The organism is Ruegeria sp. CRTD044, assembly GCF_059613485.1.
This window is the reverse complement of record NZ_JBXWSP010000016.1, coordinates 167,963-181,765: the sequence shown is the minus strand read 5'-3', so window position 1 is coordinate 181,765 and position 13,803 is coordinate 167,963. Positions and strand designations below refer to the sequence as shown.

The 13,803-nt window shown below is 61.6% G+C and carries 14 protein-coding genes; 7 read left to right on the top strand and 7 right to left on the bottom strand.

Annotated elements, in window-relative coordinates; all coding sequences use genetic code 11:
• Positions 1–2: 2 nt before the first annotated feature.
• Positions 3–1,016 carry an endonuclease/exonuclease/phosphatase family protein gene (locus tag AC2FNL_RS13235; RefSeq protein ID WP_496833923.1) on the top strand — a complete coding sequence of 338 codons (1,014 nt, stop codon included), beginning with the start codon at positions 3–5 and terminating at the stop codon, positions 1,014–1,016.
• A gap of 39 nt (positions 1,017–1,055) precedes the next feature.
• Entirely contained in the window at positions 1,056–1,427 is a 372-nt protein-coding gene (locus AC2FNL_RS13230) for a hypothetical protein (RefSeq protein WP_093964789.1), read from the top strand.
• 15 nt (positions 1,428–1,442) lie between these two features.
• Here AC2FNL_RS13230 and AC2FNL_RS13225 read toward each other — a convergent pair whose 3' ends face one another.
• The 5 genes from AC2FNL_RS13225 to AC2FNL_RS13205 form a co-directional block, all read right to left on the bottom strand.
• Entirely contained in the window at positions 1,443–2,978 is a 1,536-nt protein-coding gene (locus tag AC2FNL_RS13225; protein WP_093964790.1) for a Ppx/GppA family phosphatase, read from the bottom strand.
• Positions 2,979–3,027: 49 nt separating this feature from the next.
• The gene (locus AC2FNL_RS13220; protein ID WP_496833922.1) at positions 3,028–3,717 is read right to left on the bottom strand and encodes an HdaA/DnaA family protein; all 690 of its coding nucleotides are present in this window, start codon (positions 3,715–3,717) and stop codon (positions 3,028–3,030) included.
• Complete coding sequence (locus AC2FNL_RS13215) at positions 3,718–4,791, bottom strand: AI-2E family transporter (RefSeq protein WP_093964792.1); 1,074 nt, start codon at positions 4,789–4,791, stop codon at positions 3,718–3,720.
• Positions 4,792–4,878: 87 nt separating this feature from the next.
• The gene (locus tag AC2FNL_RS13210) at positions 4,879–5,853 is read right to left on the bottom strand and encodes an isopenicillin N synthase family dioxygenase (RefSeq protein WP_093964793.1); all 975 of its coding nucleotides are present in this window, start codon (positions 5,851–5,853) and stop codon (positions 4,879–4,881) included.
• Positions 5,853–7,217, bottom strand: coding sequence for an FAD-dependent oxidoreductase (locus tag AC2FNL_RS13205; RefSeq protein ID WP_496833921.1), 1,365 nt, complete (start codon positions 7,215–7,217; stop codon positions 5,853–5,855). The genes AC2FNL_RS13210 and AC2FNL_RS13205 overlap by 1 nt, the downstream gene beginning before the upstream one ends.
• Before the next feature lie 165 nt (positions 7,218–7,382).
• On the opposite strand from AC2FNL_RS13205, the gene proS reads away from it, so the two are divergent.
• Together proS and AC2FNL_RS13195 are read left to right on the top strand one after the other, a co-directional pair.
• Positions 7,383–8,723 (top strand): proline--tRNA ligase, encoded by a 1,341-nt coding sequence (proS, locus tag AC2FNL_RS13200; protein WP_170340222.1) that lies wholly within the window; start codon positions 7,383–7,385, stop codon positions 8,721–8,723.
• Entirely contained in the window at positions 8,707–9,600 is an 894-nt protein-coding gene (locus tag AC2FNL_RS13195) for a glycosyltransferase family 2 protein (protein ID WP_496833920.1), read from the top strand. The genes proS and AC2FNL_RS13195 overlap by 17 nt, the downstream gene beginning before the upstream one ends.
• Here AC2FNL_RS13195 and AC2FNL_RS13190 read toward each other — a convergent pair.
• Entirely contained in the window at positions 9,597–9,956 is a 360-nt protein-coding gene (locus tag AC2FNL_RS13190; protein WP_093964797.1) for a hypothetical protein, read from the bottom strand. The genes AC2FNL_RS13195 and AC2FNL_RS13190 overlap by 4 nt on opposite strands.
• A 312-nt stretch (positions 9,957–10,268) precedes the next feature.
• On the opposite strand from AC2FNL_RS13190, the gene AC2FNL_RS13185 reads away from it, so the two are divergent.
• The 3 genes from AC2FNL_RS13185 (at position 10,269) to AC2FNL_RS13175 (ending at position 13,320) form a co-directional block, all read left to right on the top strand.
• Entirely contained in the window at positions 10,269–11,273 is a 1,005-nt protein-coding gene (locus AC2FNL_RS13185) for a DUF6492 family protein (protein ID WP_496833919.1), read from the top strand.
• An 81-nt stretch (positions 11,274–11,354) separates the two neighbouring features.
• Positions 11,355–12,641: a lipoprotein-releasing ABC transporter permease subunit gene (locus AC2FNL_RS13180; RefSeq protein ID WP_093964799.1), complete on the top strand. Its 1,287-nt coding sequence runs from the start codon at positions 11,355–11,357 to the stop codon at positions 12,639–12,641.
• Positions 12,634–13,320, top strand: coding sequence for an ABC transporter ATP-binding protein (locus AC2FNL_RS13175; protein WP_093964800.1), 687 nt, complete (start codon positions 12,634–12,636; stop codon positions 13,318–13,320). Before AC2FNL_RS13180 ends, AC2FNL_RS13175 begins: the two co-directional genes overlap by 8 nt.
• Here the strand turns inward: AC2FNL_RS13175 and AC2FNL_RS13170 are convergent.
• Positions 13,304–13,741: a DMT family transporter gene (locus AC2FNL_RS13170; RefSeq protein ID WP_093964801.1), complete on the bottom strand. Its 438-nt coding sequence runs from the start codon at positions 13,739–13,741 to the stop codon at positions 13,304–13,306. The two genes, AC2FNL_RS13175 and AC2FNL_RS13170, sit on opposite strands and share 17 nt — an antisense overlap.
• Between the last annotated feature and the right edge of the window lie 62 nt (positions 13,742–13,803).

The following is a 13,803-nucleotide window of genomic DNA, read 5'->3' as shown; positions in this document are numbered from 1 at the left end:
CGATGCGCCTGGCGACCTACAACATCGAATGGTTCGCAAATTTGTTCGACCGCAATGATGAACTGGTTGTCGATGACAGCTGGTCGGGGCGGCACAATGTCACCAAGGCACAGCAGATCGAGGCCATTGCGACGGTGCTGACGGCCGTCGACGCCGACGCCATGCTGATCGTCGAGGCGCCGAATACGGGCAAATCGCAAAACACGGTGCGCGCCTTGCAGCATTTCGCCGAGACGTTCGATCTGCGTACATCCAATGCGATCATGGGTTTCGCCAATGATACACATCAGGAACTGGCGCTCTTGTATGATCCCGATGCCTTGACCGCCCGGCACGACCCGAAAGGAGAGCAAGATGGCGGCCACGACCCCGACGATCTTCCACGCTTTGACCGCGAGTTTCGGATCGATCTGGACATTGACGCGACCGAGGATCTGGTGCGGTTTTCAAAACCACCCATGGAACTGGCGGTCCGCACCCGGGCCGGGTTCGAGTTCCGGTTGATCGGTGCACATCTGAAGTCCAAGGCGCCGCACGGAGCCCAATCACGCGACGAAGCCTTGCGCATCTCTATCGCCAACCGCCGCAAGCAGTTGGCTCAGGCCGTCTGGCTGTCGCGCCGTGTGCGCGCGCACATAGCCACTGCTGAACCGGTGATCTTGCTGGGAGACTTGAATGACGGGCCGGGATTAGATGAATTCGAACATCTTTTCGGGCGGTCATCGGTGGAAATCCTTCTGGAAACCGGCCTGTACGATCCGCATCCCGCACAGGCACTTCGACCTCGGCCGGGTTGGATCCCATCGACCGCGCGCTTTGCCCGCCCGAAGGAAGGCCAATATCTTGAGGCGCTGCTGGACTACATCATGATCAGCGAGGATCTGAGGGTCCGCAATCCGGTCTGGCGCATTTGGCACCCGTTCCGGGACGAGCACTGCTGGACGGTGCCGGAATTGCGCGATGCCCTGGTTACGGCATCAGATCATTTTCCGGTGACGCTGGACATCGACATCTGACCCTTTCAACAACTGATCCCGCCCCTTATATTTCAGGTCATGAGACGATTGATGCTGATAGGTGCCACGGCCCTTATTGCCGCGCCGGCCGCGGCCCAGGACGAAGGCGGTAAGTCCCTGATGGAGCAGGGGGCCGAACTGTTCTTCGAGGGCTTGCGAAAGGAAATGGAGCCCGCCCTTGAGGACCTTCTGGGGCTTGCCGAGCAATTCGGCCCGGCCATGCAGTCCTTTATCGAGGAGATGGGCCCGGCCCTTGCCGAGATCGGCGGCAAGGTCAAGGATTGGAGCGCCTATGAGGCGCCCGAGATGCTGCCCAATGGCGACATTATCATCCGCAGGAAACCGGACGTTCCCGACCAGCCCGACGAGGTTGCCCCCAAAGAGGACGACGAAGGCGCAACGGATATCTAATCGTCCAGATCAGCCCTAGATTTTAACGATCGGGCGTGATTTCAGCGCGTTCGCCAGTGACTCGAACCTTGCCTCGGCCACTTCGTTGAACAAGGGGCTGAGCGATTTGGGCAGATAAAACTCGAGTTCGCGTTTCTTGGGGTAGAACCGCAACTTTCCGGTGGCCGCGTCGTTCTGCATCCAGAGCATTGCGCCAAAACGCATGGCCTTTCCCAGAATCTCGGCCTGCTTCTGGTCGCGCTCGTCCAGCAGTTCGTACAGAGGGGCGAACCGGTTGCCCTCTCGCTTGTTCCGGTACCGATGCTGCAGGGCAAGTCCAATGAACACACGTTCCGAGTGTTTCAAGCCGCCCAGGTTGGCGCGAGTCACATTGTCGAAGCAGACCTCGGCCCGATAATCGGGGTGGGCGCGCCAGCTGACATCGTGCAGCAGGCAGGCCGCCTTGATCAGCCGAACTCGGGCCGGAGGGGCGGACCGGAACAGTGGCATCACGAAATCATAAAGATGCGGTCCGAAACCGGGCAGGCGAGCGTCCTTTTGTTCCGAGAACCGGCAGGCCTCGATCAAAGGGTCGCAATCCCGCAGAATCTGGGGCATCTGCTCGTACAGCAGGCCCTCGCGGATACCATAGCTGGATATTGCGATGTCTTTGGGTTTGAAGGTGCGGATCAGCCGCGACAGCACGTCCATGGCGTAGGGAATCAGGGCCATCCGCGAGCTTGAGACCCCGGCCTGAGAGCGCAGGTGTTCGTGGTCGCTCTTTTCGATGAACTTGATCGTTTCGCGCACCTGCTTGGTGGTCATGCGGTATTCGTGCAGCACGTTCAGCGGATATCCGCGGCGCAGCATGTCCAACCTTGCAAAGGCTCGCCAGCTTCCGCCGACCAGGAACAGTCGGTCGCGCTGCGGCCCCATCTGGTCACGCAGCGCCTCGAGTGTTTCCTTGATGTGGGCCTTGCGGGCGCGGCGTCCGCCCTTGATATCCCGGAGTTTGAGCGGCCCCAGAGACGAGGACACGCACCGTCCGACCGATCCGCCGCCGATCTCTGCCAGCTCCATGGACGAACCGCCGATGTCGCAGATCAGGCCGTAGGCGCCGGGCCAGCCCAGCAGGACACCCTGTGCCGACAATCGGGCCTCTTCCTCGCCGTCGATGACCGAGATATGCAGCCCTGTCTCGGCCAGAACCTCCTGACAGAACTCCGGACCGTCTTCCGCCTCGCGCACGGCGGCGGTGGCCACAACGTGCAGTCCGGGAAGGCCGAGATCGCGGGACAGGTGTTCAAAGCGCCGCAGCGCCGCCAGCGCACGTACGCGACCGCGCGGGTTCAGCCTGCCGGTTTCCGACAGCCCGGCGCCAAGCTCGCACATGACTTTTTCGTTGTAGAAATATGCGGGAGACCGGGCCGCGCCGTCAAAGATAACCATCCGGACCGAGTTCGACCCGACATCCACCACGCCAACGCGCGAGAGATCGCGGATTCCCGGATGGTCGAACAGCGGTTTTCCGAATGGTCCCCAGTCCGGGATCCTTGCAGCGCTCTGTTCCATGATCTCCCCAACGTTGCCTCGCGCAGGATGCGAAATCGGACCCCACGGGTCAATCACCGGAAACCGCCGTGTCGATTTCGTTGTTCAGAACGCGCACGGCCAAGGTCCGTGTGATCTCGCGTTTTTCGGCCAGAGCGACCTGATCCAGTTGGGCCACCACGTCGGCTGCGGTTTCAAACCGGCGATCCATGTGCTTGACGAGGTAGGCGATGACGTCCGGCCCCGGGTTCAACTGTCGGTCGACGAACAGCTTGGCCAGAACCGCGCACAGCAAGGCATCATCGGGCGGATCAAGCGCCACATGATGGGCACCCTCGACCCGGCTTTGCAGATCGGCTAGCGGAAGTTCCCAGTATTTGGGAGCAAGGCGCCCGGTCATCAGCAAGGCATGCCCCTCGGCCAGAACCAGATTGTGCAGGTGAAACAGGGTTTTCTGCTGTTCGATATCCCCGGCGATCATGGGGATGTCCTCGACCGCCACGGGACCTTGCGCAAGTGCGGGAACATCTTCGTGTTTCAGATCAGCGGCCTGCACGATACGCCCGCCTGTCTCGGCTGCCCAGACATGCGCAAGATGGGTTTTACCTGATCCGGCCGGGCCGCTCAGGACCAGCTTATTGCCCGGCCATGAATTGGGCGAAATCATCGCGACGGCCAACGCATTCGCGGGGGATACGAAGAAATCCTCGCGCCCCAGCGCCGTCATCGCCGGAAGATCAAAGCTCAGCTGTTTGGCCATTCACTCGCTTTCCGGATCCAGCTCGTCACGCCCCGTGTACAGGCGGCTTGTCAGATATTGCGAAGTTCCGAAACGTGCAAGCACGCCCAAGGCCGCAGCGACCGGAACGGCGATCAGCATGCCGACAAACCCGAACAGCGCGCCAAAGACGGACAAGGCCAGAAGCAACCAGACCGGGTGAAGCCCGACCGAGTCACCAACCAGCTTGGGGGTCAGGAAATTGCCTTCGACGACCTGGCCGATGGCGAATATCCCGGCCACCAGCCCGATCGAAGCCCAGTCACCCCAGAATTGGAACAGCGCCAGGCCGATAGCCAGCGTGCCGCCGATCAATGCGCCCAGATAAGGAATGAAGGTGACCAACCCGGCGATGAAACCGACCACCAGGCCGAATTGTAGGCCGACGATCATCAAGGCAACTGCATAGTAGGTGCCCAGGATAAGGCAAACCGTACCCATGCCGCGCACGAACGAGGCAAGCACAGCGTCAATATCGGCCGCCAGTTTGCGGATCGTCGGTGCATGGTCCCGGGGCAGCAGATCGTTGATCCGGGCGATCATCCGGTCCCAGTCCAGCAAAAGGTAGACGGTTACGACGGGAACTATCACCAGAAGGACCACGATGTTCACCGCTGACCCGACCGAGGCCATGACCGTTTCGAGGATGTCGCCTGTTTTGCCCTTCAGGGTGTCGCCCATTGAAAGAAGGAACTGGTGGGTGTTCGATTCCCGGTCCAGCAGCGACGGGAATTGCCGCTCGACGAAGGCTCGCATTTCCTGGAACAGGCTGGGCAGTACGTCCACCAGATCGATCAGCTGAGTGATCAGGGCCGGAACCACCATCAGGATCATCAAGGCAAAGGCAAGAATGCTGAAGACGGTAATGATCGCCGTCGCAGCCGCGCGGGAAAGCCCCATGTTCTCCAGTCGGTCGGCTACGGGATCCAGGAAATAGGCCACTGCGCCGCCGATCACGAATGGCAGCAGAACGTCGCCCAGCAGCCACAACAGCAATATGAATATCGCAGCGGCGATGCCCCAATATCTGAATTGATCCCGAACCGGCAACGCCATCGCGGCCTCCTGACTGCGTCGTTGCCCTTGTTCTTGGCTGATGAAGGCCCGCGATGCAAGCGGTTCATGGATCAGTGTTTTTGTGTCTCAGTCGTGCAGAGTGCCCAGTTCCGGCGTGTCTTCGGCGGCGGTCTCGTCGGACCAGTTGGTGCGCCAGATCTCGGCGGACCAGTGACCGCAATGCACGGACGGGCGGTCAAATCCCGGCAGCGGCGGCAGCAGCGGAGAAACCACAACGTCGTGCCGTGGGACCGCGAAATAGGGAAAGGAGTAGCGCTCCTTTCCGGATCGGTTGACCACGCGGTGCGGGGTCGATTTCAGGCGCCCGCCGGACCAGAGCTCGAGCATGTCCCCGATGTTGACGACAAAACCACCATTCGGGCAGTCGGGAGTGATCCAGCCGCCACCCCGCGTCTGGACCTCCAGCCCACCCACCGGGTCGGGGGCGATGATGGTCAACGCGTCAGTGTCTTTGTGGGGGTGGATGCCATAGCCGCCGTCTTCGGGGGCCTGCGGCGGGTAGTGCAGCAAAGTCATGTTGGTCAACGGGTCGCGGAACGCATTTCGCAGGCTGTCCGAAGGCAGTTCCAGCCCGGTCTCCAACGCGCCCAGCAAGCTGTCGGCCACCTGATCCAATCGCGCCCAGTATTCAAGGATGATGCCCTGCGCATCCGGTACCTCTGCGGGCCAGAGGTTGGGTCCGTACAGCGCGCAATCCCGGCGGATGGGCGCATCCTCGGCCACTTCGTGGTGCAGCTTGTAGCCCTCGTACTTGTCCGCATGTCCCGACCCGTCATTGGGCGTGAAGAACCCCATCGGGATATATCCGCGATAGTTCTCGCGGGTGATCGCCTGCTGCCATTTGCTGGCTTCGTCCACGTCGAAGATTGCGCGAACGCAAGCCCGGACCCGCTCGACCAGCTCTGACGGGATGCCGGTGCCGGTGATCGAAAGGAAACCTATCCCGGTGCACGCATCCATGACCTGCTGAACGGTTTTTCCGTGATCAGGGTGGTTCTCCTGCATCAAAGGCGCAATGTCGATCGTCGGGATGCGCTCCATCAGTGGATCCTCACGCCCTGTCTGTCCAATTCGGAATGAACCGGGGTCAGGTTCAATTCGGACAGCTCCTGATCGCTTTTCAGTGCAATGGCGGCCGCGATGCCGGCCCCTTGGCCCATCACCGCGCAGCAGGCCATGTTGCGTGTCGCCGCGTGGGCGATGCGGTCGGCCCCGTGAGACCGGCCAGCCACAAGCAGCCCACGCACCCCCTCGGGCAGCATCGAACGGTAGGGCACCTGCATGTAGCGCCCGGTGGTGGGCAGGATCAGGATGCCGTAACCGTCGATGAACTCGGGGTAGATCCCGATCGTGTCCTCGAACCGGCCCTGATGGCGCACGTCGTCTTCGGTCATGTTGTAGACCGCGTCGATCTTGCGGGTGTCACGGATGCCGATGGTCATGCCGAAGTTGCGCAGCCGTGCGTTTTCGCATCCGGGCATGAACCGGCGCAGAGCGTCAATCGCCAGCATGGTCTGGAGGCGGCCTTCGATCTCGCCCCTGGTCAGGCTGTCCGGGTCCGTTCCGTCGATCCCGGCCAAGTGGATCAGGTTCATGTAGGTCAGCTCGCCCGTGTCATGCATTGCGCCCCAGGTGCCCGCGATGGTGTTGAGATGCGCCGGGATCAGGCCTTGGTCGATGGCCTGCTGGAACGGCTTGTAGACGAAGGGCGAAAACATGTCGTCCTCTTTGCCGCTGGTCTCGATGTTCCATTCACCGCCGCCGCCCCAGTCCTTGTAAGTCTGCGGGTCGGCCTTTACGCCATCCATGAAGGCGCGCTTGTCGACCCCGGCCAAGTGGAACATGACCGAGGCCGCCATCATCTGTTCCGACTCGGTCTTGCGGGTCGGTGCGCCGGCACGGTGGGCCACGTCGGCATCACCCGTGGCGTCGATCACGATGCGGGCAAGGATTGCCTCGCGCCCCGCCTTCGACTCGGTGATCACACCAGTGATCCGGTCGCCGTCCATGATCGGGGCCACGAACTGGCGATGCAGCATCGGGCGGACACCGGCCTCTTCCACCAACCGGTCGGCCACCAGCTTGAAACCCTCGCTGTCCAACTCGTAGCTCAGCGATTGGCTTTCCGGGACCGCCGCGCCCATCTCCTTGGCGCGTTGCTCGAACTCCCATCCGATGCCGCCGGCCTCGATGGTCTTGTCGTGCCGGTACCAGGCAAAGCCCTCGACCCCGACAGCGGTGATATTGCCGCCCATGCAGCCGAAACGGTCCAGCAGAGCGACCTCGGCCCCGGCGCGCGCGGCAGCAAGCGCCGCGGCCAGCCCTGCCGGGCCAGAGCCCACCACCAATACGTCAGTCTTGTGCACCACGGGGATGTCTCGGGCGGGTTCGCGGATGGTCTGCATCGGGGCCTCGTCTTCAGAAGTTTTCCCACTGTTTCGAGACCTGATTGGCGGGTCAATCAAAATTCCGACTGACCTGAGGTCGCAAATCCGCCATTGCCCGATTGCCCCCGGCGGGGCTTTCGCATAATCACGTGGCCGTGGAATTCTCACCTGCAAGGTAAAAACATGCGCCTCAGCCGTTACTTTCTGCCCGTACTCAAGGAAAACCCGTCCGAGGCCCAGATCGTCAGCCACCGGCTGATGCTGCGCGCCGGGATGATCAAGCAGGCTGCCGCCGGGATCTATTCGTGGCTGCCGCTGGGTTTCAAGGTGCTGCGCAAGCTGGAAAACATTGTGCACGAAGAACAGATCCGCGCCGGGCACATTCCGATCCAGATGCCGATCCTGCAATCCGCCGATCTGTGGCGGGAATCCGGGCGTTATGATGATTACGGTCAGGAAATGCTGCGTATGCAGGACCGCCACGGCCGCGATATGCTCTATACCCCCACCGCCGAGGAACTGGTCACCGACATCTTCCGCGGTCACGTCAGCAGCTACAAGGACCTGCCGCTGACCCTGTACCAGATCCAGTGGAAGTTCCGCGACGAGATCCGCCCCCGTTTCGGCGTGATGCGCGGCCGCGAATTTTACATGAAGGACGGCTACAATTTCGACCTGACGAAAGAAGACGCGCTGCACGCTTATAACCGCCACCTGGTCAGCTATCTGCGCACCTATGAACGCATGGGCCTGCAGGCGATCCCGATGCGCGCCGACAGCGGTCCGATCGGCGGGGACGACACGCATGAATTCCTGGTGCTGGCCGATACCGGCGAATCCGAGGTGTTCTATGACAGCGCGGTCACCGACATCCGTCTGGGGCAGCGCGACATAGACTATGACGACAAGGCCCAGTGCCAGGCGATCATGGAGGAGTTCACGTCGCTCTACGCCCGAACGGATGAGACCCATGACGAGGCCCTGTTCCAACAGGTGCCCGAGGAACGCCGCCGCAGCGCGCGTGGCATCGAGGTGGGCCAGATCTTCTATTTCGGCACCAAGTATTCCGAGCCGTTGGGCGCCACCGTTCAAGGCCCCGACGGCAAGCAGGTTCCGGTGCACATGGGCAGCCACGGAATCGGCGTCAGCCGCCTGATCGGCGCGATCATCGAGGCCAGCCACGACGACAAGGGTATCATCTGGCCCGAGGGCGTGACCCCGTTCCACTGCGGCATCGTCAACCTGAAGCAGGGCGATGACGAGGCCGACGCGGCCTGTGACAAGATCTACAAGGCGCTGACCGCGCTGGGGCTTGAGCCGCTCTATGACGACCGCAACGAGCGGGCAGGGGGCAAGTTCGCCACGATGGATCTGATCGGCCTGCCCTGGCGCATCACCGTCGGCCCGCGCGGGTTGAAGAACGGAGTGGTCGAGTTGACCAGCCGCCGCACCGGCGAAAGCGAAGAACTGAGCCCCGAGGCCGCCGTAACCCGCATTGCCGAGATCTATGAGCGCACCGTCTGAAACCGGTGACGCGCCGCTGATCTCGGTGATCACGGCGACTTGGAACCTGATGTCCCAAGGGCGCCAGGACACGTTTCGCCGCGTCATCGAATGCATGGCGCGGCAGAATTGCGACCGTTCCGAGCACATCATTCAGGACGGAGCATCAACGGACGGGACGGTCGAATTCATTCAGGACTTGATCGCCGACGCGCCGCATACACGCCTGATCAGTGAACCGGACCAAGGCCTGTACGACGCGATGAACCGCGGCGTCGAAGCGGCACGCGGCGAATACGTGCTGTTCCTCAATTCCGACGACTCGTTGGCCGCGGATGATGTTCTGAACCGGGCGGCCGAGCGATTGACCGCGACCCGCCCCGACTATCTTTTTGGGTCCACCTTACACCGGTCCGCGGACGGCGGCGAAAAGATGGAAAAACGGATGTCGGTCAAAGCCATCCTTCAGCGGATGCCGTTTTGCCATAACTCTGTTTTTCTACGGCGCGATGTTTTTATGCAGTTGGGTGGCCATGACACCCAGTTTCGCATTGCTGGCGATTATGACCTGATGCTGCGGCTGGTTGCCGGTGGCTATCGCGGCGAAAGGATGGATGAACCTATTTCGCTGTTCTGGGACCGTGGCGAGACTAGCGACCAGCAAGCGACGGGACTGGACTATGCCAGAGTCTGGCAACGGTTCTTTGCCGACTATCGTGCGGCACAAGGCTTGGATCTGGGTGATTTCGCCGAGTTCTATCGCCGCGGGCATATGCCGGCAAACCTGCTCATCGAGGTGCTGAGGCGCCCGGAAACGCCACTGCCGATCCGGCGGGCCGCTAAACACGGCCTTGCCAAGTCTCTACGCCGGTCCGTCCAGTTCTGGCGGCGGTACTAGGACCCGCCCGTCGCCGGACGCGCGCGAAGCAGTTCACCATCCGCCCTGTCCCCTCGGGCGACTACGACGGGGCGGCCCATACGTCGGACCAGATCCTTCAATTCGATGTCCAAGAACCGCAACCCGCAAAGCCGTGTGCCCGTCGCCCGGTCCATCAGGCACATGCGCCCGCTTTGGAATGCCAGGCGATAGCCTTTTTCGCGAAGCGTGTCGGCAAGACCGGCCCAACTGGCCGCACCGGCAAACAGCGGTCGGATGACGGCCCGCAGCAACGCTGCGGTTTCGCAATCCATATCCTGAGATGTGATCGTCGTGGCTGGCGCACCAACCTTTTCAATTTCCTTTTCAATATTCATGAGCGACCCCCGCTCTTTAAAATGTATTCCCCCACAATCAGGGTGCCAAAATTTCTTAGAAGAAGCAAAATGCGAAACAAAGTTGCTGCGAAAATGTTGCTTTTCAAGTTCAGTTTGACGCCTGAACCTCACATTGACTTCATACCTGAAACAATAAAGGCCTGTCTGTGATGGGCTTCACAACCAGCGGTATAATCGTCTTTCGGCAATCATCCATTGCTGGAATTTGCGCCCGACGGCTGATTCTGCGCCAACACGGAAAAGCGGATTTGGCGGCCGGTCGAGAAGCTGATACAGCGGCGCCAAGTGATTATGAAAGGCAACCCGACCGTGCTGAGTTTTGCCACGATAGTGTATTCCAAGGATTACCCGCTGCTGGAGTTGCAGGCGCGTTCCTTTGCGCGATTTGCTGATCCGGCCAAGGTTGCCTCCATCCATGTGGTTCTGAATGACGTCGACGAAACCGCATTGCGGGCGCGTATCGAGCCCATATTGGCGGCCTACGGTCCTTTGCAATCCAAGGTTCGGGTCGTCGGGGGCGATGACATTCTGCTTGGGGCAGGTCAATGCGCCCGGCGTTCACTGGGCGACCGGCTTCTGATTGAAGGACGGCACCGTATCCCTTTCGTGCGAAAGGGGGGCTGGCGCGGCAACAACGGATACCGCACGCAGCAGGTGCTCAAGCTGGGTGCCGCACGGATCGCCGAGGCGGAGCAGATAGTTATTCTGGACACCAAAAACCTGTTTCTGCGGTCTTTCACTGAGGCAGAGTTCTTTGCGGATGGCGGAGCCGCCCGGCTTCCGTTCATTTCGGTCAACAGCGACTTTCACCGCAACTGGCTGCAGCAGAGCCTGGACGCATTGCAGGTCACTGTCTCGGACATTAAGGCGTTGAAGACCACGACGTTTTCGACGCCGTTCCCGGTGCGCAGGTCGTTGGTGCTGGAGGTGTTGGACGAGATCAACGAACGCTACGGTTCGGTGCAGTCGCTCTTCGGGTCGCGCCGGAGACCCTCGGAGTTCATGCTGCTGAATGCGTATTGCCTCCGGTCGGATCTGACTTTGCGCCCGTGGTTCGAGGACGCACCCAGCACCGCGCTGGGGCTGTGGCCGACCTATTCGCAACAGAAGCTGGAAGACCTGATCGCCAGGATCGACGAACCGGAACTGTTGAGTCTTGGTCTGCACAACCGGGCGGTTTCCATGCTGACGCCTGAAACCCAAGATCGCTTGTTCGATGCCTTGGCACGGCGAGGGATCAGTGATCGTGAGACGACCCAGTCTGTGCTGAATGCAACTGCGTCGCTGGCCGGTTGAACGGGCGCGCGCATCCAGAACCGGCTTGACCATTCAGCCAAATCCCGAAAATGTCCCCACCACAGATTTGCCGGAGCAGGAATGGCCAGAACACCCCCTCCCTTTGCCGCCTTCGAATGGAAGATCGCCTGGCGCTATCTGCGCGCCCGGCGTGCCGAAGGCGGTGTAAGCGTGATGACCTGGATCTCGTTGATCGGGATCACGCTGGCCGTGTTCGCGCTGATCGCCACGCTGGCGGTCCGGTCCGGGTTCCGGTCCGAATTCGTGGGCACCATTCTTGGGGCCAACGCTCATGTAACAGTCTACTCGGCCGGCGAACTGGACGCGCAAGGGCAGGTTGATCGCACCATCGTTGAATACGACGCCATGGCCGAACGTATCGCGCAGGTGCCGGGTGTTCAGCGCGCCGCTCCGCTGGTCAAGGGGCAAGTTCTGATCACCGACCGCGATCGCAGCAGCGGGGTCGAGGTGTTCGGTATCCGCCCTGATGACCTCTACAGCCTGCCCGGTATTGCCGAAAGCGATCAGGCCTACGGCGACCTGTCCCGGTTCGAGGAGGGGATCGCCATCGGCTCGGGCGTGGCCCGCGCCATCGGTGCAACGGTGGGAGATCGGGTCAAGCTGACCTCGCCCAACGGGGTCAAGACCGCCTTTGGCACCTCGCCCCGCGTGAATGCTTATGAAGTCGTCTATGTGTTTTCGGCCGGGCGCTATGACATCGACCGCACCCGCGTCTACATGCCGTTTCCCGAGGCGCAGAGCTTTTTCAACCGCGAAGGTGTCGCCGATGAGATCGAGGTGATGGTCGATCGCCCGGAGGACCTGAACCCCATCCTGATCCCCATCCTTGAGGCGGCGGGTGAACGGTCGCAGATCTGGACATGGCAGGATGCGTCAGGCGGCTTTCTGCGCGCGCTCGAGGTCGAGGACAACGTAATGTTCATCATCCTGTCGATCCTCGTGCTGATCGCCGCGATGAACATCGTCTCGGGCCTGATCATGCTGGTCAAGAACAAGGGGCGCGACATCGGTATTCTGCGCACCATCGGCCTCAGCGAGGGGTCGATCCTGCGGGTGTTTTTCATCTGCGGGGCGTTCACCGGGATCATCGGCACCGCAATGGGCGTCATCCTGGGGTGTCTGTTCGCACTCTATATCGACCCGATCTTCTCTTTCGTGAACTACGTGATGGGCGGCGGTGTCTGGGATCCGGCGATCCGAGGCATCTATGCCTTGCCGGCCGAGCTGCACCTGTCGGACGTGCTAAAGGCGGTTGGGTTGTCGCTGGGCCTGTCCTTCTTCGTCACCTATTTCCCGGCCCGCCGCGCGGCGCGGCTGAACCCGGTCGAGGCGCTGCGCTATGAATGATGTCACCTTGCGTCTGTCCGGCTTGAAGAAAACGTATCTGAAAGGCACACCCGCCGAGGTGCAGGTTCTGCGCGGCGCCGATCTGGAACTGCGCGCGGGCGAGGCAGTGGCGCTTGTGGCGCCTTCGGGGGCGGGCAAGTCGACCCTTCTGCACATCGCCGGTCTGTTGGATACGCCGGATTCCGGGACGGTCGAAATCGGCGGCCAGGATGCGACCGGAAAGGGCGACCGCACCCGCACCGCGATGCGTCGGCGGGATGTGGGTTTTGTCTATCAGTTCCATCACCTGCTGCCGGAATTCACCGCGCTGGAAAATGTCGTGCTTCCGCAATTGGCCAACGGCGTGTCCGACAGGGCGGCCAAAGCCCGCGCGATGGATCTGCTGGGACGTGTCGGCGTCGCCGACCGTGCCGACCACCGCCCGGCGGCCCTGTCTGGGGGCGAGCAGCAGCGGGTGGCCTTCTGCCGGGCCTTGGCCAATGAACCGCGTGTCCTGCTGGCAGACGAGCCAACAGGGAATCTGGACCCGGGTACTTCGGATCAGGTCTTTGCCGCGCTGATGGATCTGGTGCGCGAGTCCGGCCTGTCGGCGTTGATCGCCACGCACAACCTTGACTTGGCGGCGCGGATGGACCGGATGCTGCGGCTGGACGGGGGTGTCCTCAGGCCAGCTGAGTGATCGCCACGCCCACGGCCATCACCGCGATCCCGCCGGCGCGCATCAGGGTCAGCGGCGTGACCTGCGCACCGAAAAGGCCGAAATGGTCGATGGCCGCGGTGCTGATCAACTGCCCCAACAGCACGAAGAACACCGCGTTGCCGACGCCGAAATGCGGTGCGACATGTGTGATGGATAGCACGTAGAAGGCAATAAGAACCCCACCCAACAGCAGATGTTTCGGGGTCTGCGCAACCTTTGCCAAAGCTTGTGTTCCGGGGAACAGCAGCATCACCAGCGCCGAAGACCCAAGCGCCACGGCAAACAGTATGACCGCAGCGGTGGTGGGCGAGCCGATCAGTTTTCCGAGCGCCGCATTCAGCGCGGCGAGAATCGGAACTCCGATCCCGGCGGCGAGCATGATCGCTGCATAATGTGTCATGGCCCGAACCCCTTAGCCGATTTCGTTGATCTGGATCATTGCGGGTCGGGACGGTTCGGGCA

Excerpts from the sequence above, each read along its gene's own strand:
- proS (WP_170340222.1), top strand. The coding sequence starts at position 7,383 with ATGCGCCTCAGCCGTTACTTTCTGCCCGTACTCAAGGAAAACCCGTCC.
- AC2FNL_RS13225 (WP_093964790.1), bottom strand. The coding sequence starts at position 2,978 with ATGGAACAGAGCGCTGCAAGGATCCCGGACTGGGGACCATTCGGAAAA.
- AC2FNL_RS13215 (WP_093964792.1), bottom strand. The coding sequence starts at position 4,791 with ATGGCGTTGCCGGTTCGGGATCAATTCAGATATTGGGGCATCGCCGCT.
- AC2FNL_RS13180 (WP_093964799.1), top strand. The coding sequence starts at position 11,355 with ATGGCCAGAACACCCCCTCCCTTTGCCGCCTTCGAATGGAAGATCGCC.
- AC2FNL_RS13175 (WP_093964800.1), top strand. The coding sequence starts at position 12,634 with ATGAATGATGTCACCTTGCGTCTGTCCGGCTTGAAGAAAACGTATCTG.
- AC2FNL_RS13190 (WP_093964797.1), bottom strand. The coding sequence starts at position 9,956 with ATGAATATTGAAAAGGAAATTGAAAAGGTTGGTGCGCCAGCCACGACG.
- AC2FNL_RS13210 (WP_093964793.1), bottom strand. The coding sequence starts at position 5,853 with ATGGAGCGCATCCCGACGATCGACATTGCGCCTTTGATGCAGGAGAAC.
- AC2FNL_RS13205 (WP_496833921.1), bottom strand. The coding sequence starts at position 7,217 with ATGCAGACCATCCGCGAACCCGCCCGAGACATCCCCGTGGTGCACAAG.
- AC2FNL_RS13185 (WP_496833919.1), top strand. The coding sequence starts at position 10,269 with ATGAAAGGCAACCCGACCGTGCTGAGTTTTGCCACGATAGTGTATTCC.
- AC2FNL_RS13230 (WP_093964789.1), top strand. The coding sequence starts at position 1,056 with ATGAGACGATTGATGCTGATAGGTGCCACGGCCCTTATTGCCGCGCCG.
- AC2FNL_RS13220 (WP_496833922.1), bottom strand. The coding sequence starts at position 3,717 with ATGGCCAAACAGCTGAGCTTTGATCTTCCGGCGATGACGGCGCTGGGG.
- AC2FNL_RS13235 (WP_496833923.1), top strand. The coding sequence starts at position 3 with ATGCGCCTGGCGACCTACAACATCGAATGGTTCGCAAATTTGTTCGAC.
- AC2FNL_RS13170 (WP_093964801.1), bottom strand. The coding sequence starts at position 13,741 with ATGACACATTATGCAGCGATCATGCTCGCCGCCGGGATCGGAGTTCCG.
- AC2FNL_RS13195 (WP_496833920.1), top strand. The coding sequence starts at position 8,707 with ATGAGCGCACCGTCTGAAACCGGTGACGCGCCGCTGATCTCGGTGATC.